This is a genomic window from Tenacibaculum profundicola (genome assembly GCF_057220795.1).
Genome location: NZ_CM170137.1, coordinates 3,906,903 through 3,927,801, shown reverse-complemented (window position 1 = coordinate 3,927,801; position 20,899 = coordinate 3,906,903). Strand labels below are relative to the sequence as shown.

Sequence of the window (20,899 nt, the reverse complement as noted above, 5' to 3'; positions counted from 1 at the left end):
CACTGAAAACAACTACACAAATATATTATACGATTTACAAATGTTTACTTCCATAAATGAATGCAAAACTACATCGTATTCAAGTATATCTAATACCAGTTATTGTTTGAATTTAATGTCAAAGAAAATGGCAAATGGTATAAGTCTCATTAAATAGTAGTATTATAAAGCTTTAAATTTGGGGATTTCATTCTCTCTCCTATAAAAATTCATTTAGCCCTTTTTTTAGGTTCATGCAATTATACCGATTCTTAGGTAAAGTTACATAACCATTTCCTTTCAGTCATGCTTATATCTTATCTATGACTCGGCATTTACCATAAACAATTATCCTCGGCAAATTAACATCAGACGGTATTATCCCTCAACAAAAGATCCTCTTCATATACTTCTCATAGCAGAAAATTATTACAACTGAGTTGCAATAAAATTAAAATATCTATATTTGCAACTCAGTTGCATTAATAAAAGTAAATAATGACGTTGATTTTTAACAAACCTGATACTTTTAGAACATTAATTAGTGTATTATGTATGCTACCGTGTATTGTAATTCCATTACTTTCTTTGGCTATAGCAAACGAGGCATTAAAGTGGGTTTTATTACCTGTATACTTCATATTTGCATCAGCTATAGCACACATAATCATACATCAAAATTATGATCAATGCAACACCGATAAATCATGCATCAATTATGAATAAAGAACACATAGATTTTATAGGAGATAACCATATCTCTACTGACATAGAAACGCCACTAGTTCCGGATGCTTTTAAAAAATCTGATGATGAAAAAATCAAAACTATTCAACATCATTTTGGAAAAATAATGGAAGAGCTTGGTCTTGATATAACCGATGATAGTTTATCTGGCACCCCTTATCGTTTTGCTAAAATGTATGTGAAAGAATTATTTTATGGTTTAAACCCAAAGCATAAACCTAAACTCTCAACCTTCGAAAACAAGTATGGGTACCAGAAAATGCTAGTTGAACAGAATATCAATATTGACTCTGCTTGCGAGCATCATTTTTTACCTATAACAGGGCACGCTCATATCGCTTATATCCCTAAACATAAAGTAATTGGGCTTTCAAAAATAAATCGCTTGGTAGATTATTATTCTCATCGTCCTCAAGTGCAGGAAAGATTATCATTACAAATTTTTAAAGACTTACAAAATACATTAGACACAGAAGATGTCATTGTAATGATTTCTGCTAAACATTTGTGTGTTTCTTCAAGAGGAATAAAAGATAAAAATAGTTTTACTACCACAATAGAATATGGAGGGTGCTTTAATGATGAACAAATTCGAGGTGAATTTATAAACATAATTAATAATCAAAAATTAGAAAAATGATCACAAAAGAACAAGTAGTAAATGCACAAAACACGTGGGGAGAAGGCGTGGTAAAAATCGGGTCTCTAAAAAACAACAGACCTGAATGTGAAGAGTTTGCTAACGAATTTCTAGACAGACTCTATTCTTTTGAAGCTGGCACGGTTTTATTTAAACCAACCAAATGTGAAATAGAACAATTTAGACCTACCAAACTAGAGGCGTTGTCTTATTTTATAGCAGGTGAAGATAGAGCTTGTGCAGAAGACAAAGGTTTTGCCATACAACCTTGGACAAAAGTTCGATTTGAAAATGCAGGGATAATTTTAGAGGAAAATCGTGCTATTGCCATGGGAAATTACTTTTTTACCGATGTAGAAGGTAACGACGCTAAAGTAGAATACACTTTTGGTTACAAATTAATGGACGGAAAATTAAAAATTGACTTGCATCATTCTTCATTTCCGTTTACCAATCCAAATGCTGTGGTATAATGCGTAAGGCTCTTTTTCTTTTATGCCCAACAGACTGTTTAGAAGTAACTGTTAATCGCGCTTTCGAGTGTGAAAACTATTTTTATACCTCTCTTGGTAATTCATTTGTGTCTGATATGAAAACAGTAGGGTGCTTAAAAGAATTAATTATAGACCATAATATCAAGAACATCTATTTTGTCCTTTCCAATGATAACAAAATTATTTTAGATGCACTGGGAGGACAAATGTTCTCTGACATTAGAGGCTTAAAAGGAGTGTATAGAGAAATATCTAAGCAAAAGAGGCATTCCGAAATAATGTGGTTAGCAACGAATAATCAGGATTCAATCATCTCCTATTTCCTTAACCATAAAATAAAAGAATTACAGCTTCAATTAGCTAATCTACAAAACCGTTCTATAAAAATAAGAGGTGTCATTTACAACAGACCTGAAAACACCTTTAAAGATATCTATTCGAGTTTAACCTGTCTCGAGAAGCATTGCTTAAATTAAAATAGTAGAGAATAACGTCAAAAAACGTTTATTCTCTTTTAAGAAAAATTAAGTTTACACAGTTGGGTTTAACCAATTCTTAGGTAATATAAATCAATCATTTACTAACATTCATGTTTGTTTTTACCTAGAATTGGTTTTTTAAACAAAAAAGCTCTGATCGGTGAATTAACGTCCGAAATAGTATAGCATTCAATATTTTAGAAGCTTTTTTAAAATAGGATTCACTTAGTTTTATCTGATCTTTTAAATCGTAATCTAGTTTTTGATATAAGGTCATGCCCTCCCTGTTCTTGTCCAAATAAATAAGAAAACCCGTCAAAGGGATTTAACCTCAAAATAGTTCGAAGAGCTATTCTTCCTATACTCGGTTTTAAATTATTTATATCAACAACTGTCGTTCGTGTAATTAGTTTTCCAATTGTCTGACCTTTATAAGATTCTAATATAAAATAGTAGGTTAAGTAAACAGAATAATAAACAGTGTAAAAACCAACATTTAAAAAAATCAAAAAAAACAGAGTGTTAATAATGTGAGATATGATACTGACGACTATAATATCAACTATAAAATTTATAATTCTAATTCCTTTATTGATTTCACTCATAGCTTTATTTTACAGTGTATTTAAAAACCTCGCCTGAAGTTACATTTATGATGTCGTAACAACCCTAATAAATAACTATACATTTATTAAGTATATAGTTGCAAATTTTAAACAATACTCGAAACATATTATTGGCTAAACCAAGTACAAGTACTTAGTAAAACAAAGATATGGGAAACTATTACTTTATAAAAAATATTTTTTTCTGACTATTGTAAATCATCCACTTATTCCATTTAAAATTTAAAATCACCCTAATAAAACACCCTTTTTCCTTTCTTCTTCTTCATTAGAAAAAGAAACCTTAAACTAAGACTATGCTTAATTTTTAAAAAGATAAAACAATCATTTTCTTTTACAGTAATTTAAAAACATAAATGCCATTACCTATTTTGTAAAAAGTGTTTTTGAACCAAGGTTAAATAGGGTGAAAGATCAACAAGAATTGATAAAAATCTTGGATTTAAACGAGTATAATTATCATCTAATCTCTACGTTAACTCCAGAAACCCAAGTTTTAAACTCATCTCCGTAATACAAATAAGTTGTGCTAGCTGGAGCCTGATAACTCCCAGAAATATCTGCCTTTAAATCTAAGCGTATAGTCTTGACTTCTTGAGGCTTGAAAGACCTCCAATAAAAGACTACATAGTTATCTAGTATTTCATAGAAAGCAATCCTGTTTTGCTCAACAAGTTCTTTTAGTTGCCAAGGTTGTGGAGTCGTGCCTGATGGGATTCCTATTACAGAAGTAACCATTCCTAAATTTTCATTCTTTTTATTGCTTACATTAACCGTCATACTAACATTGTCACCAACTTTATAGGCTTTATCAATTATTAATGTTTCTAACCCTAAAAGAGACTTTGAAGAAGACTCTGGTAAAAAACTATCATAGGTAATATTTAATGAATACGGGAACGTAATTTCAGGATTAGAAAATTTGACCGCTAAGCGTTGGTTACCTTCGGTTATGTATGATTCTAAATTTTCTAGTAAGATTTTTCCATTTTCAGAAATACTTAATTCTTTATTCAAATTCTTACCATTAATTGTTAACTCTATAGAAGTACCTTTAGCTAATAATTTAGTTTTCTGAATTTTTGTGTATTCAATGAGCGCTTTAAGAGCCATTGATGTAGCTTGCGTAGCACCAAACCTATTATGTTTTCGCTTACCTACTAAATATTCAACGCCTTGTGATACTAAAAATTCATCAGAGTTGTTGTCTTTAATTAATGCTAATAAAGTAAAAGCAACGGTTTCTATATTCTTTGAGTCTCCATAGGAACGTGTAATAGTGTTATTCACAGGTAAATTTGAAAAGCTATACTCTTCAATATTTTCCTTTATTTTACCCATTAGTTTTTGAGCATTATCCTTTTTACCAAAATTAAAACTAGCACAAGCCATAAGAGCCATTTTATAGGTATCATTACTCATTAAAGCATCCTTAAAGGAATGTTTGTACTCTTTTTCAATATCTACATGTATTCCTGATTCACTGATAGCATATACAATATAAGCATTGGCTACATCATTCGGTGAACTGGCAAAACTATCATACCCCTTAGTACTTCTATGAAAGCCACCTTTTCCATTTCGTCTACTCAATAACCAATCCATAGTTCTGTCAATCATTTTTTGATCAACACCATTATATACGTCCTTCATCTCAGTAAACTCCAAAAGCCCATAAGCTGTTAGAGTTTCGTGAGGAGGTATGTGCCCAAACCATTCAAAACCTCCTTTTTTTGTTTCAAAACCAATCAATCTTTTATACCCTTCTTTAATGAAATTCAATGCTCTTTTTTCAATCTCAGGATTACTTCTATTAGTTTCTTTAAGGTATTTTAAAACCATAATATTAGGGTAAGTAGCTGATGACGTTTGCTCAAAACAACCGTATGGCTGTCTTATCATTCCTTCTATCCCATCCATAACATCTCCAATTATATCCGTATATATCGTAAAACCTGCTTTAATACTTCCTTTAACAGGATGGTCTATTGAAAATTCATGCGACTGTGATTTTGATCCGGATACTGAAACCTCTATGGGAAAATAAGGACTTAAAACAGTAGCTTCTCTTTCTACAAAATCATTTAATGTAGTAGACGTTAAACCAAGTCTAATTACTATCTTTTCCGCTTTCTTAATAGGTACTACTTTTATGTTCTGAACAATGGAACTATTGGCTTTTACAAAAAGTTCTTTACTGTAAGGCTCCTGTAATTTCAGTTCTTCCGGGAGTACTATATGTAACCTAGAGTTAATACTCTGATTAGTTTCATTGCTAACGGTAACTGGTAAGGTGATTGTATCATTTAGCACCATATAATTTGGCGACTTAAAATCAACATTCAATAGTTTTTTTGTTGCATATTCCTTTTTTTGTCGGCCTATCAAACCATTATATCCTATTCCTTCAGCAATAATTTGAAAAGAGGTAATGGCATCAGAATTGTAAAAATCTAACACTACTTTTCCATTCTCATCCGTTTGCACTATGGGATTCCAATAAATGGTTTGTCTAAAATCACTGCGCTCTTCGGGCAACTCCTTACCTTCATACTTCGGCAAATAAAACTGTTTTGCATAATACAGGTTAGTAGGATTATAACTGTAAAATGTCTCCATAGCATAATTATTATACTTTGCATTGTTCAATTTCTTTTTACCCCAATTGTTGTAGAAACTTTGATTTTTTGTAGTAATGATGATAACACCATAAGAGGCTGCACTACCATATAATGTCGTGGCTGCCGCATTTTTCAAAACAGTAACTTCATCTACTTCGTTAGTATTTAAATTGGAAAGTATTCTTCGGTCATAAGGTACGCCATCAACAATTATCAAAGGTTGGTTGTTCCCTGATATTGAACTTGACCCCCTGATTGAAATATTTTCTCCATTACCATAAATCGAATTACTTTTAACAACTTTTACTCCCGCCACCCTACCTAGTAATAGTTGATTAACTGACTCATTACCAACAATTTTTTGTGATTTAATTATTGCAACTGAAGTACCAACTAATTTTCTTTTAGCCATACTGCCATATGCAATAACAACAACTTCCTCTAAATTTGTACCATTATCAGATAATGAAACAGAAGCTCTTGCTTTCTTTTTAATACTTTGCTGTGTAGGATTATTAAATTTAGAAGGCGTATTGTTTGTTAATCTTTGATTTCGATATTTATTTGTCGCACTATTATTAATAAATCCATTAATCCTAGCTCTTTTAATAATTTTAATTTTTCTTCCATCCTCAGCATATGCAATTAAAGTAAGACTTTTAGCCTTGTCAAACTTAAAAGAGAAATTACCATTTTTATCACTTTTAAAAACCAATACTCTATTTCCATTTTGGTCAAATAGCAATACTATTGCTTCTACAGGATTCCCTTTTTTGTCAACAATTGTACCTGATTGAGTTGCTAATTGCTCAGGTTTGTATTGTGCTTCTTTGGTTGAGATGTATTTTAAAAGATAATCTCTCCAACCGTGTGTAAGCATTACATAATCTAGTGCTTCATACGATTTTTTTTCTTCAGGGTTGAAATAAAAATTAGGTTCGTGTATTTTACCTTTGAGTTCAGATGACAATAACAAATAAGATAGAATATGATCTTGTTTGTCATCTGCAAATGACAACAATTTATTGTCTGCAACCGCTACGGATAAGTTGGAAGGAACAGGATTATTATCTTTATCTTTTGTAGTTATGGTTACCTTTACTTTTTCGCGGGTTTGATAAATTTCTTTATCCAGTTTTACATCAATAACAAGCTGTTTGTGAGCATTTATAAAGACTAATCTTTCAGCCAATGGTATTCGATTTAGAGTTGTTATTCTAAATTTTGTTAAACCAATAGGGAATTTTCTGGTATCTATATTGATCGTATTTTGATTTGTATCGATACTTTGTTTTAACACTGTTTTTTGAGCATTCAAAACTTCCAAATACAGTGGTTTATGAATTGAAGAATACCACTTGATTTTTGCAGATAAACTATCCACTTCTACGCTAAAAACCACACCTTCTTCATGTGTCTTTGGCAGTAATATTTTTTTCTCTGAATGAAAAGGAATTTTTATTGTGGCATAATATTTTTTACGGGAAACAGGATCTAAATTAAAACTCCCCATACCATCATGAAAACTACTAAAAGAGGTAATTAATCTTCCGCTTTCATCTATAATTTCACCTTGAACATCGACTGGTTTACCGAATTCATCAATAGCTTTAAAGGCAACTCGGTTTTCTACTCCTTCTAATAGTTTTCCGCTTTCTGGAAAAAACTGCAGATCTATAGTATCCAAAACCACAGGAACACTTCTAGAAATAGATTCGGTTGTACCTTTATGTGATATTAATACATTAAGCACTACATCACGTGTAGTTAAATTGTTAGGAAGTTGAAACTTTAAATCAGCGTTTCCTTCTGCATCAGTTTTACCTTTTTTAGTTATCACAATTTCTCCTTTAATTGAAACTTCGTAAGAAATCTCAGTACCACTAATAGGCTTGTTTTTTAAATTTTTTACTTTAAAGTTGGCAGTGACCAAAGACAATTTCCCATAGCCCTCTTTTTCATATTTCAAGGATAATAACACATTAGGTTTTACAATCTTTTGAATTGTAATTTTCTTTGTAAAAGAAGCTTCGTCACCATAATTACGCATCCAATTTGTAAACATTTTTATTTTATAAACACCGCCAACCCAATCTTTATCTATGGTAAAATCACCATAAGCACAACCTTGATTAATAGCTAATTTTATGGTCTTTACAGTACTACCTTGGGGAGAAATTAATTCAGCATGCACAATATCACTTAATGTCGAAATAGTGTTATTTGCATTTACAATATAAGATTTGAACCAAATGGTTTCTCCAGGAAAATAAAATGGTCTGTCTGTCTGGGTATAGATTTTTTCTAAGGTATCATTTGCCGCTTGAGCATGTAACTTTATAGATACAAAAACTGTTAGAAACACTATAAATACTAATTTCAAATGATTGTCTTTTAATTCTCTCATAGCTTATATTTTTATATTTAATGTCAACCCTACTTCGCTTAAAAGCGGTCTATTAAAGAAGTTAAGTTCTTGTCCTGAACTATTCCCGTATAATGCTCCATATGGAGAGTTTCCTCTAAATTCAGACCAAGTGAATATATTTTTAGCGTATACACCTAATTTACATTCTCTAAAAAAAGTTTTATTGTTATAATCATTTATAAAGGAATATGAAATATCAATAGATTTAATATTGATGTAGCTTGCATCTTCTATGGCATCTTCAGCAACGCCTTCAAAGCCATAACGGACAAATCTATTTTCTAAAATAGAATTATTAGGATTGTAAAAATCAACAGGAATAGTATTTGTGTTTCCTTCTTGATTTATACCGTTAAAAACAAAATTGGTAATATCTCTTTCTATAGCAGATTGTTGAGAAGCCCCTAAATAGTTAAGAACATTTTGAGTTCCGTTCCAAATATCGCCGCCCTTTTGAATATCTATTACAATATTTAACTCAAGGTTATTCCATTCAAAACTATTACTTAAACCAATAGTATAATCGGGTATAGGATTACCAATAATTTGTGGAGTTTCATTAACTAGAGGAAAACCATCTTCTCCAATAACAGTATTATTCTGTTCATCTTTTAAATAGGCTGAACCGACAATTACACCAGCTGGTTGCCCTGCTATTAAATTCTTAGAGGTAGTTGAAAATCCAGCAATTGGAACTTGTTCTTCATCATTTAAAAGTTTTAACACCTCTGTCTTATAAGTAGAGAAAGATATACTTGGTTTATAATAAAATTCATCAGCTACTCTGACTCTTGAGTCCATACTAAATTCAAAACCTGAATTCCCTATATCCGCAACATTATTCAACACAAAAACTCCATCATTAATGATAGGAAAAACACTTCCTCTAGTTGTTGAATTGTAGTATGTACAGTTGAAATTGGTAGTACCTCCAAGTAAATACAGTTCTAAAGAAGTATTTATTTCACAGTTCTCTATTTCCTCAAGTTCAATAGAAGAGTTAATAAACAAATCATTATTAGCAGTATAATGTAAACTTTCTTGAGGCGACAATACTAAACTATTATGATTTAAATTATTATAATACAGCGGTACATCATTGACATCTAAAGAAAAACTTGATGATACCGTAAACTTGTTTATTGCCCCATAAACATCAAATAGTTTCTGCAAATTTACTTTCGCATATAAAGATGGCAACAACCATTTATCATTCTGAATAGATGAATAATAAGAATTATTTGTGAGCTTTAATTCTAAACGATTATCGAATTCGTAGTTGAATTGATTACGTAATCGTAAAACACTTCTCAATCTTGACTGACTTCTTTCTGAATTATTTAGAGCATTAACAAATGAAAACTGAGAAAACCCAGAAGATTCTTTCAATGAAAAATCTAAATCACTATGTGTATAATTCACTACTGACTTTACTCCTATCTTGTTTTCTCTTTTGCGTTTAGTATATTCAAGGTTTAAAACACCGTTTATATGATTTCCTTTACTATTTTTATCACTTACATAACCCTCTTCAAAACCAGCGGTACCGCTTATTAATCCAAACTTCTGTTGATTGTCATTATATCTATAACTGAACTTACCTTTTAATTCCATATAATCAGTAATATCAATCTCATATTGAGCACTCGCTACAAAGGATTTCGTTTTAATCGAATTTCTATTATTGTGTAGTAACCATTCTGGATTATTAAATTGTGAGCTGAAACGCCTTTGAGTATTATCTGGTAAAACGGTTCCTTGTTGATTGCTGAATGAAATAGGTGTCGCCCAAAGATTGAGGAGTAAATTATTTTGAAAACCATTAATATTAGGTTGATTATCTTTTTCTATTTGGTAAATCATAAATGCCTTCCATCCTAATTTATTACCTCGTTTATTTTTCTTATAATTTACGGTAAACTTGTTGTTAAAACTTCGTTCTCTATGGTATATATCTTGGTGATTTTGATTAAAAAAATCAAAACCAAATAACTCTAAGTCGGTTGAAATATTAAAATAAAGGTAATTAGAATTGACTATCACATTTTCAAATAGCGTATTGTTATAAATAGTAGCTGCAACGCCATTACCGTTCCCTTGAGTTACTAATTGTCCATTGACATCATAAACATAATTGTTACCATCAAATTCAAGAGAGCTTAGTGCGGGTCCATAAGAATATATATTTCCTGTTTCTGCTCCCTGAAAAGTTAGTTCACCAGAAACTGGAAGCCCTTGACTGAAGGAGTTCTGGAGTGCTGGTAGATTTTCATCTCTGAAAAACTGAATCCCCAGACTTGAATTATACCCAGCCTCAACATATATATCTGGACTAAAATAGCTTAGCTTAACTCTATTTTCCTGAACTTCTATTTCTTTAATCCTATTGTATTGAAAATAGGTGTTGTTTTTATTATATGTTCTTTTTGCTGTTCCAAAGTTTATAACGGAATCCACTTTCTTTTTGAGCCCTTTTATCCCTTTGGTATAGGCATCTGAACGTATTACTTTTACAGGAATATACTCAATATTTTTACCTGAATATTGTCCGAACATTTCAGAAGTAACAAGTACCTCTTTTGTTTCCATTCCTACAAATGTAAATACTAGAACATCTCCAACATTGCATGATATACTATAATTGCCATCAAAATCAGTTTCAGTTCCATTAGAAGTTCCCTTGACTACAATAGTAACACCTGGTAAAGGAATCTCGGCATTATCAGATAAAACTCCTGTAACAACTCCTTGCTGTGCGAGTGATACTGATGATATTGATAGACTTATCAATAATATTATTATTTCCTTCTTCATAGGTATGGTTACTTTAATGCTATTCAAATTTCTCAACTGATTTGTCAAATATATCAACACATTTTAACTCTATAAATCGAGAATTAGTTAACGAGGCTGTTTATTGAGTAAAGTATACCAGATTGTAAATTATAGAAAATATAATGGGGTCAAAACACAACATTCCAACCTCTCCAATTTAATTTCCATTCCGAACTTCTACTAAAAGGTTGTGAGTGGTAGTTCATTCACATTAGTCTAAAACATAAAAGAATCCCAATAGCTTTTTTTATTTTTAGGCAACCTGAAGGATGCAATAGAACTTCGTCATGAGAGAGGTAAGCGCAATAAAAGAAAGAGCTTTCTCAATTCAAGGATAGCATCGTTTAAATTTAAAAACACAACGAAGTGATTGATCTTACAGTAGTTTCATCTTGTAATGAGTTTTCTATTGCATAATTCAGGTTAAAGCTTGCGCACCAAAGAATGTTAACATTTATTGGGTGTTATAAATACCAAATTTAACCCATAAATCCCCCAATAAAAAATCCTTTCCGATTTTCACTAGTAAGCTTTTATGAGCAGTGCATTCACAAAATAGTTAACATCTTATTTTTTATGCCTTCGCCATTTCTTGTTCTACCGATATTATTATAAATTCAGCAGGACGTACAACGGCTACTTTTACGGATACCCTCAAAATTCCATTCAAGATATCCTCAGCCGTCATAGTAGACCCCAAGCCGCATGCTACTGCAAAAGCATCTTCCGCCGTAGTTCCTTGCAATCCTCCTTCTTTCCACAAAGAGTTTAAAAAACTAGCAACCATACTCATAACTCCTTCCCATGTATTACGATCATTGGGTTCAAATAGATATGGTTTTATGGCTTGTTTCACTGATTGTTCTATAAAATTCACTGTTCTTCTTACAGAGAGATACTCCCAATCTTCACTATTTCCGTCAAGTGTATTAGCGCCCCATATCAATATTCCCTGTCCGTTGAAAAACCGAATTGCATTAATTGATTTTCCGGAAGTGGCATTATCGCCTAAATAGGCCAGCTGAGCAGTAGATAATCGTATCGGAAGTGATGACGCTCCAATGATTCCAATATTGGTAGGAGCACACCAAACCCCCTCTGTAGCATCATTAGTTACCATTACTCCTGCAATGGCGCCACTTGGAGGAAGTGTATTTGCATCATTAAAAACATGTTGCATTATCGTGCTATATATTTTACTAGCATTCATTAATGCTGCATTGTATTGAGCTACAGTTAAAGGCTTTGCTGGTGGTTCTTCAATGATTGATATAATCTCAGCGGCAGCCGGATTAGGAGCTTCTGGAGAACTCAATAATGGCAGTAATTGTTTGATATCTCCACCAAAAAGATTCGTGTAATCAAGGTCCATAGTTTGCATTATCGTAGTGGTAATAAATGGATAATAGGCCGTTGCGAACTCTAGTCCTTGCACCCCTACATTACTCCTAAATACATCAATATCATTTGTATACGTTTTTTGACTTGGTTTTCTCCCTCCAATAATATCCAAGATACATATCGTAGTCGTCATTTTTTTACTTTGTAGAAGCATAGACTCCATTAGCGTACTATTGTTAGCTTCTGACATTAATGTCGCTTCCGGACAAATATACATAGTTGGTTCTTCTTCACTTTCTAACATTGCCAGCCCTTTCTGTAAATCTGCCAGTTGTACATTGGTATTTATAATGTGACCTGGTGCCGTCATTGGTTTTCCTGATGCTGCTCCGTATGTACCTACTGATACGATGTAAGCATCCCCTCCTCCATTGTTATAAAATAATCGAATGCTATTGTATAGGTAATAAATGGTATTTGGATCTGGTACAATGGTATAAAAACTTTCATCTATTTGTACATAATCCCCATTTTCTGGTTTACTTTTCTCTTTTATCAAATAATACTCTGGGGAATATTGTTTAGTAGGCGCTGCTGGTGATGGTGGATTTGGTAAGCAAAAGATAGCTTCAAATTCTGCAAACGAACGTATTTTTATAGGTTTATTATAATACGACTTCCCTTCATAAGAGGCTTGCGGAGTATACCCAATAAAGGCAGGTATAGCTGTTGCCACAGGCACTACTGAATTTGGAAAAGTATTATTTTTTTCAATATTATCTTCTGATGTTTGCGTAATTGATAAATTCATATCTTAGTTTTTAGTTAGGTTTTACTCGGTTGCTTATTACTAGCCACAATTTAATAAATTAAAGCTTAATTCTTGGAGCTATCAAAATTCTCTTCTCAAAGAAACACCTTCTGGCACTAAATTCTTTGTTCTATTTGACCTCTAAATTTTTTGTTGCTTTTAATTTCTGCACCTTTCTATGCATAGCCTAATTATTTACCTACTAGTACATCATTCGGGTAAACAAATCGTCCAATAACCTCACCATAGCTCAATACTCAATTTTAAAATGATATTTGTGCTCCAATGACAATTCCTATACTATTAGCTTCTCTTACGCTATGAGTTTCGCCAGGCGGGAATGGTTCAAAGTCACTACTTCCGCTAATAAAGCTTAAAGGAACATAACCTTCAGTTCGGAATACTTCTACAAACAGCTTTGCCGATTGTTTGATTAGACTTGCAAATCCGAATACTAGTTGGTTTTGTCGTTCCCATGGCGCTCCATCAGCTCCTGCTCTAAAATTTGAAAACTCTCCAGAAACAGTATATTTTATATTATCACTTCTATTCAAATCATATTTAGCGCCCAAATCTAAAGAGCTTACTTTGACTGCGCCAAAAACATCTAATGGAGGGGTTGGATTAAAGGTTCCTTTCCATACTTCTATTGTTTTTGCAAAGCCTCCTTTAACCATCAAACGTTTATTAATATGTAAGGCTCCGTAATATGTATAGGCCGGATTATTTTCTTGACATGAAGCAAAATGAGTAACAGGAAAATCTTGACAATATGCGCTACCCTTCAAGTACGATGCTCCAACTAATAATGATAGATTATCTAGTATATTGAAGGTGTAATTTAGATCTAATACATAATTATTGATCTTTGAAGGAACATTGGTTCCGTCTCCCACCGGTGTGTGCATTGCGCGGAATTGTGCTCCGCCTTGCACAGCCATAAATTTAGCGTGTAAACCTCCTTTTTTAAATCCAATTTGTGCACCATACCCTAAACCACCAAATGCATGCCACATGGTTGTATTTGTATACGGACTAACACTTCCTATTTGCCCAAAAGGCGCATCCATTTTTCCGAGTGCTCCATACACTGGAAACTGGTTTAAATCTCCAATCAGCACAAAACCTTTTCTTAGTTGAAGTTGATTTCTACCTAATGCAGTAATGGTTCCAACCCCAAAACTTTGCTCAGGATTATACAATATTTCCGCATGGGTACTTAACCAACTGTTCACTGTTGCCGTAATGGATATTTGGAAAGAATGAATAACCGCTTCACTAACCTCTTTTCCGATTTGATTGCTTGATGTTGGATGCCTCATAAGATATGCAAACTTAGAATCGGTATTTGAACGCTGATAATCAAAAATAGAAATCAATGAAGTGCCTATAATTAGACTATTATTCTTTATCGTACCATTGTTCTTTTCTTCCAGAAGAATATTGACTTTTCGTAAATCTTGATTTTGATCGAGCATTTTGTACGTAAACTCAGAATTAAAACCAACTGTTTTAATGGTTATTATGTCGTTTTGAGAGAATGCATAATTTCCAATTAGAAGTAAAGCAAAATATATTTTGTTCATAGTTAGTAGCGATGTTATGGCCGATTATTTATAGATTCCTATGCCTATACTTCATTAGGTAATACCATTTTGAATTTACCGCAATAAAAAGTTGTATGAATAGGATTCTTACCTTTGATATTGTTGTAACGTTAACGTTTGCTCGATAATAAAATATTAGTCTACTATTTATTTTTTAGCAACTAATACGATTTACAAATAAATATTTCGCATAGCCTTAGTTTATGATTTCTTTTTTATGAAGAGGAAAGGATAAAAGAGCGTTTTACTACGGTAATTTTAGTTTGGCATTATCATACGAAAACTTCCATGAACTACCCCAAAACCTCGTGGAGGTTTCTGGTAAATACTAATGTAATATACAAAATACCATAAACCATCTAGTGTGAAGTAAACGTTTAACTCTCTAATTTAAGCTGTAAAGAATCTTTTATCATTCTTATCTACTTTTATAATATTTACTTTATTGGGGGTTATTGACTTTTCCATATAATTTCTTTCTTTTAAAAACTCCAACAATTTAGTAAGAATTTTAAATGAATCAGCGCTTTTCTCATCAATCTCTATACATGTTTCTTGAGTTCGTCTTTTTCTTTTTTCTTCAGTTTTATCTGGTGAATACCAAAGTTCATTGATAGAATGGAGTACCGTAGAAGCCTGATCATCAAAACTATCTAAACTAATTTGCAATGATTCTATATGAGTATTTAACTCTTGATCTGACATTTTATACTCTAGTAAACGTGATTTATTACAAAAATCAATAATTCGATGCATAGCGGTTTTTTCATAACCATACCAAGAATTTCGTTCAACAATTTGCCCTTGAAAAAGCGTTACGTCTAAGGTATCTAAAAGGTCTTTAATTCTAACTTTATCGCTTTCTTTTGGAATTATAATCAAAAGATCATTCACTTTTTGTAGCTTCCATAATTCATATGATAATATTGAAACGGATATCAATAAAGTTGCAATAATCGTATAATTCCAATCTTGGAATACCATTGGTAAGTCTAATATAATGGCTGTTATAATCATTAATGTTGGAGTTATAACTAATCCAGCATACAATAAGTTGGTTACTTTTTTCATTATTATATTTTTAGTATTATATATTAATAGTAGTGGTGGTAGTAGTAGTAGTAGTAGTAGGAATAAATTCCTATGTATTTAAAAGAGTCTATTTACCAGTGAAAAGTTTCTAATTCGTTGATTAAAAAAAAGTAATTGCCAACTAGATGAAGTCTACGGCATACCCTAAAAGTTTATTGGGTATCTAATACAGTATCAACGTTTTGATAAATTGTAGCTATGTTTTTGTACTAAAGCTTTTAAAAATCAAAATTACTGAAACTACATTCGAAACACCAATAAAACACGCTAAGAGCTGTGTATTTGGGTATAGGCGTACGGAAATAGAGTATATACGTAATTCACACAGAGACTCAAAAAGAAACATCCCTTAAAACTCCATTGTAACGTGCTTACCAATATGATTATTTAACTCTAAAAAAAGCTTCACCTAAACAACCTAAACCACTTATTATAAACTTTTTAAACAGATTCTACCTACTTGACATTTATGGCATATTTATATCAGTTGTTGTTTGAATTTACTGTAAAAGAAAATGGTAAATGGTAAATGGTATTAACTTCAACAAATCCACTAAAAAATCTCCTCTAAGCACCATGAAAAAACCAATTTAAATACCCTAGGAAATAAAAGTTTTAATCCCTGATACGATATAAATTTAGGACTCAAACTTGTGGGCTAGATTTAAATATTTTCTTTAAGTTCTTACCTAATTTTAGAATACGTCTCTTGTTTTTTAGTTTCATACCCTTCATATAATTTCTCTCATCTAAAAACATCAATAGCTTAATGAGAATTTTAAATGAATCAGCACTTTTTTTATTTATTTCAGTGCATATCTCTTGTGTTCTTTTTACTTTGTTTTCGTCAGATCTATCTGGTGCGTACCAAAGCTGATTGATAGAACGAAGCACTGTGGATGCTTCATCATCTAATATATCTAAACTAATTCGCAATGCTTCTATATGATTATTCAGTTCTTCATCTGCCATTTTATATTCTATTAAACGTGATTTATTACAAAAATCAATAATTCGATGTATGGCTGATTTTTCATAACCATACCAAGAATTCCGTTCAACAATTTGCCCTTGGAACAACGTTACGTCCAAGGTTTCTAAAAGATCTTTAATTCTAATTTTATCGCTTTCTTTTGGAATTATAATCAATAGCTCATTTACTCTTTCTAGTTTACGCAATTCATACATAAGTATGAAACTGGTTATTGACAGCAATGCCATAATAGTATAATTCCAATCTTGGAATGCCATTGGTAAATCTAATATACGGGCTGATATATTCATTAATACTGGGACTATAATGAATGTAGCGTACCATATGTTGACTATATTTTTCATTATTTTATTTTTAGTATTGTATAGTAGTAGTAGTAAATTCCTTTGTATTTAAAAGTTTCGAATTCGTTGATTTAAAAAGTAATCACCAACTAGATGAAGCCTCCGGCACGCCCTAAAAGCTCATTAAATACGCATCACATTATCAAGGCTTTAGAAAATCGTAGTAGTATTTTTATACTAAAGCTTTTAAAAAAGAAAGCTAGTAAAACTATACACGAAACACCTATAAAACACGCTAAAAGCCGTGTATTTTGACATAAGTGCATGAAAACAGGGTATAACCGCAGGTGTTTTCGTAAAAACAATAAAAAAACCTCTTAAAACCCTAGTATAAAGCACATATTTATGTCATTTTTTAACGCTAAAAGATTTAACTGAATAATATCCTGAAATCCCAAACATAATAGAGCAGAAAAGAAGTACGAAAACATGGCTGTTTTTTCTAATATCATTATGAGTTAAAAACAAGAGGTGAATTAATTAGTAAAAAGAACTAATAACACCTGTTACAGGTATAAACTGATATTTAAAAGAACCTCCTTTCAGCACATCAGTATACAAAGATTTATAACTAAAAAAAGCAATGCACTAACCAAGCCAAAAAGAAACAACCAAAAATGAATGTTCTTTGTTCCTCTAAAGGAATATTGTTTTTCCAAAATTTTCTTTTTCTTCGCATATAATCTGAGTATATATCTAGATAACCTATAATGTTCTTTGTAATCAGTTACTAATTGATTCGATAAAATTAATACTGAATCTCTATTAGTGTTGTTGTTTAATGCCATATTTAAATAACTAAATAATTTAATAGTATTGGAATCGCGTTTCTTAATAATTACTTTATAGGTTTTTCTATGAGCTAAATATTCCTTTGAATAAGGTGAAAAAAAATAGATAAAAAAGTGACATTGTTACCATCAAAAAAAGCAATGACGATAAAGAGACCTTCTTTTAATTTGAATTTCATTAACATAGTATTGAGGGAGCGTTTAGAAGGGGTTAATAAAGTGAAGGGCATTTAAGAATTTTGAGTTAATTTACTGTTCGAAATATATCGTATTAAAAATATTTACCTAGTGCTTTCCATGACTAATAATGGTCTAAATTTTACAATTATCGCCTTAGCTACTATTAGCATTCGTATTCAGCACTTTACAAAGTTGGATCCGAAGTATTCTAAAAATAGTTAAAACCCGTTTATAACACCCAAGTAACAAGAGATGTCTTTTATTATTCCACCTGTACCATCTTATTGGATTCAAATAAGCCATATAGTTTAGTTTAGCTACTGTAGATTGCTTATAAACGATCTCTTTTATTGAATTTTATACTAAAACAATTAGAAAAAATGGAAATACTAACATTTGTAGAGCAAAAAATTAACAAGTACTCTAAAGCACTGGCAAACAACAATGATGAATTTAGTGAATATGCCTATGGTGAACTGCGTTTTTATGTGGCATTAAGAAGATTTCTTATCAACGAAGAAACCATAGATGACATCGGGTTTATGGATGCCATAAATGACGTTTTACAGGAAGTAAATATTATCGACGAAAAGGAAACTTTTTTACAAAAGCTGCGATAAACATCATTAATACCGATTCTTAGGTAAAGTTACACAACCATTTCCTTGCTGTCATGCTTGTGTGTTACCTATAGATCGGTATTGACCATAACAATTACGGACCGTAAATTAACAATCAGAATCGTATAAAGCTACAAACATGCTACTAAAGCAATTACCATAGCATTGATTAATCAAAACATCTCTTATACCATTTACCATTTGAATTTACTGTAAAAGAAAATGGCAACTGGTAAAGGCATGGTCGTATCTATGCAAAAGTTGGTATATCCCTATTAAAATTTTTTTTTTATATTAGCTAAGTCAGAACAAAACTCTCGCACATATCCCTCCCCACCAGTACTTTAAGAAAATATTGGTTCTAAATCAATTAAATCAACGGGGGAAGCCGAAAACCGATTTAGAGTAGGCATAAAATCATATTTTATAACATGAGCGAACAGTTAGCTAAAATTACAAAAACACATTGTGAACACCCACCCGCGAAGTACAACGATTTAAAGGTGTTGTTCCTCAATTGTACACTAAACAGAACACCGGTTCTTTCGCATACCGAAGGATTGATAAAAGTTGCTCAAAAAATATTTGAAGCCAATGGAGCTTCTACAAAAATCATCAGACCCGTAGATTATGACATCCCTGCAGGTCTAGGATTAGACATGTCTAAAACACCTGAATGGGAAAAAGATGATTGGCCTATCATTCAAAAAGAGGTAGACGCTTGTGATATTCTTATTCTTTGCACCTCAGTTTGGTTGGGTGAAAAATCATCTGTTTGCAACCGTACTCTCGAAAGAATGTATGGCTATACCCATCAATTCAATCAAAAAGGTCAATACCGCGATTACGGTAAAGTGGGTGCCACTTTAATTACGGGTAACGAAGATGGTGTAAAGCACTGCGCCATGAACATCCTCTTTTCTTTATCTCACATAGGCTATACCGTTCCTCCACAAGCCGATGCAGGTTGGATGGGAGAAGCCGGTCCGGGTCCATCTTATATGGATGAAAACTCTGGTGGCCCCGAAAATGATTTTACCAACCGTAACACCACTTTTTTGGTTTGGAATTGTTTGCATCTAGCCAGAATGCTTAAAGATAACGGAGGAGTGCCTGCTTATGGTAATTTACCTGACGAATGGCAAGCTGGATGTAAAGCAGGATTTGATAGTCCTGAGCACAAAAGATAACTTACTAAAATCACAAAAAATATGTTTAATTTTTGTGAAAGAGGAATACAAAACAGGAGGTAAAACCTTTTAAAAACCTTATCTCCTGTTTAAACAATCAATCTCCAAATACACCCATGGTAATCAAAAATATATTTACAGTTATTGCAGATGGTATAGACATCATAGGTATTATCATATTAGTTTATGGATTTACAAAACTACTGATTACCTATTTTTTTAGTGAATTTATCCATAAACCCTTCAAAACCTCCATAAGGCGAATACAAGAAATCCGATGCCAACTAGGATTGTATGTTCTTTTAGCATTAGATTTTTTAATCGCTTCTGATATCATTAACACCATAATGAACATCAGCACGAAACAACTCTTTGAGTTATCCGTAGTAATCGTGCTACGAACCGGTATAAGCTATTTTCTAGGAAAGGAAATTGAAGATATCCATTCAAAAAAATCAAATTCCAACACCGGAAAAGACAAAAACATTAGAAGCAATTAACAGCTCCTAGTAGCAAGAATAAATGTTTTTTGTACCTTTGTAATTGTATATGAGAGACCTATTTCACAAAATAGCGGCATTTATGATGGCTTTCGTAGTGCTATTATCTACGATGTCAATTCCTATTGACATGCATTTTTGTGGAAACACACTGATAGACACCGCACTTTTTAAAAAGGCAGAGACTTGTGGAATGGAAAAAGCTCAATCAAACACTTTACAAGAGTGCTCTTTTACCAAGAAGAATTGCTGTACCGATATACAAATTGTTGTTGAAGGGCAAGATGAGCTCATCACAGCTTTAGATCAATTACCAAGTAATCAGCTTCTATTTTTTGCTTCATTTGTTTACACGTATCATAATTTATTAGAAGAATTATACGATACCGTAATTCCTTTTGAGCACTACTCACCTCCTCTAATCGTCAAAAACATCCAAGTATTAGACGAAGTATTTTTAATTTGATTTTAGATACTAAACAGTAATATATCCTTTACCCAAAGTATTGGACATATGTATTCTGTATATGTACTTTAAAAAGTACCATACACCACGTTTAATTATTTAAAATCATATGAA

The 20,899-nt window shown here is 32.0% G+C and carries 14 protein-coding genes; 7 read left to right on the top strand and 7 right to left on the bottom strand.

Features of this window, described 5'->3' with window-relative positions; all coding sequences use genetic code 11:
• Positions 1-697: 697 nt before the first annotated feature.
• Genes folE through AC2TDS_RS16020 form a run of 3 tightly spaced genes read left to right on the top strand, consistent with a single transcriptional unit; the run spans position 698 to position 2,336 of the window.
• A complete protein-coding gene (gene folE / locus AC2TDS_RS16030; RefSeq protein ID WP_484738968.1) occupies positions 698-1,366 on the top strand; it encodes a GTP cyclohydrolase I FolE in 669 nt (222 codons plus the stop codon).
• Positions 1,363-1,839 carry a metal-independent carbonic anhydrase family protein gene (locus tag AC2TDS_RS16025; RefSeq protein ID WP_484736589.1) on the top strand — a complete coding sequence of 159 codons (477 nt, stop codon included), beginning with the start codon at positions 1,363-1,365 and terminating at the stop codon, positions 1,837-1,839. Before folE ends, AC2TDS_RS16025 begins: the two co-directional genes overlap by 4 nt.
• The gene (locus tag AC2TDS_RS16020; protein WP_484736588.1) at positions 1,839-2,336 is read left to right on the top strand and encodes a hypothetical protein; all 498 of its coding nucleotides are present in this window, start codon (positions 1,839-1,841) and stop codon (positions 2,334-2,336) included. Before AC2TDS_RS16025 ends, AC2TDS_RS16020 begins: the two co-directional genes overlap by 1 nt.
• Positions 2,337-2,560: 224 nt before the next feature.
• Here AC2TDS_RS16020 and AC2TDS_RS16015 read toward each other — a convergent pair whose 3' ends face one another.
• From AC2TDS_RS16015 to AC2TDS_RS15985, 7 genes are all read right to left on the bottom strand, one after another.
• Complete coding sequence (locus tag AC2TDS_RS16015) at positions 2,561-2,944, bottom strand: RDD family protein (RefSeq protein WP_484736587.1); 384 nt, start codon at positions 2,942-2,944, stop codon at positions 2,561-2,563.
• Positions 2,945-3,424: 480 nt separating this feature from the next.
• Positions 3,425-7,993 (bottom strand): TonB-dependent receptor plug domain-containing protein, encoded by a 4,569-nt coding sequence (locus AC2TDS_RS16010; protein ID WP_484736586.1) that lies wholly within the window; start codon positions 7,991-7,993, stop codon positions 3,425-3,427.
• 3 nt (positions 7,994-7,996) lie between these two features.
• Entirely contained in the window at positions 7,997-10,828 is a 2,832-nt protein-coding gene (locus AC2TDS_RS16005; RefSeq protein WP_484736585.1) for a carboxypeptidase-like regulatory domain-containing protein, read from the bottom strand.
• A 595-nt stretch (positions 10,829-11,423) separates the two neighbouring features.
• Positions 11,424-13,001, bottom strand: coding sequence for a contractile injection system sheath protein (locus AC2TDS_RS16000; RefSeq protein ID WP_484736584.1), 1,578 nt, complete (start codon positions 12,999-13,001; stop codon positions 11,424-11,426).
• A 263-nt stretch (positions 13,002-13,264) separates the two neighbouring features.
• Positions 13,265-14,587, bottom strand: a complete 1,323-nt coding sequence (locus AC2TDS_RS15995) for a hypothetical protein (protein WP_484736583.1) — start codon at positions 14,585-14,587, stop codon at positions 13,265-13,267.
• A gap of 411 nt (positions 14,588-14,998) precedes the next feature.
• Positions 14,999-15,679, bottom strand: a complete 681-nt coding sequence (locus AC2TDS_RS15990) for a hypothetical protein (RefSeq protein ID WP_484736582.1) — start codon at positions 15,677-15,679, stop codon at positions 14,999-15,001.
• A gap of 666 nt (positions 15,680-16,345) precedes the next feature.
• Positions 16,346-17,038, bottom strand: coding sequence for a hypothetical protein (locus tag AC2TDS_RS15985; RefSeq protein ID WP_484736581.1), 693 nt, complete (start codon positions 17,036-17,038; stop codon positions 16,346-16,348).
• Positions 17,039-18,389: 1,351 nt separating this feature from the next.
• On the opposite strand from AC2TDS_RS15985, the gene AC2TDS_RS15980 reads away from it, so the two are divergent.
• The 4 genes from AC2TDS_RS15980 to AC2TDS_RS15965 all read left to right on the top strand — a co-directional run bounded on the left by AC2TDS_RS15980 (position 18,390) and on the right by AC2TDS_RS15965 (position 20,785).
• Positions 18,390-18,629, top strand: coding sequence for a hypothetical protein (locus AC2TDS_RS15980; RefSeq protein ID WP_484736580.1), 240 nt, complete (start codon positions 18,390-18,392; stop codon positions 18,627-18,629).
• Positions 18,630-19,060: 431 nt separating this feature from the next.
• Positions 19,061-19,819 carry a flavodoxin family protein gene (locus tag AC2TDS_RS15975; protein WP_484736579.1) on the top strand — a complete coding sequence of 253 codons (759 nt, stop codon included), beginning with the start codon at positions 19,061-19,063 and terminating at the stop codon, positions 19,817-19,819.
• 116 nt (positions 19,820-19,935) lie between these two features.
• On the top strand, positions 19,936-20,319 hold the full coding sequence (locus AC2TDS_RS15970; protein ID WP_484736578.1) for a DUF1622 domain-containing protein: 384 nt from the start codon (positions 19,936-19,938) through the stop codon (positions 20,317-20,319).
• 49 nt (positions 20,320-20,368) lie between these two features.
• Entirely contained in the window at positions 20,369-20,785 is a 417-nt protein-coding gene (locus tag AC2TDS_RS15965) for an HYC_CC_PP family protein (protein ID WP_484736577.1), read from the top strand.
• The last annotated feature ends 114 nt before the right edge of the window (positions 20,786-20,899 follow it).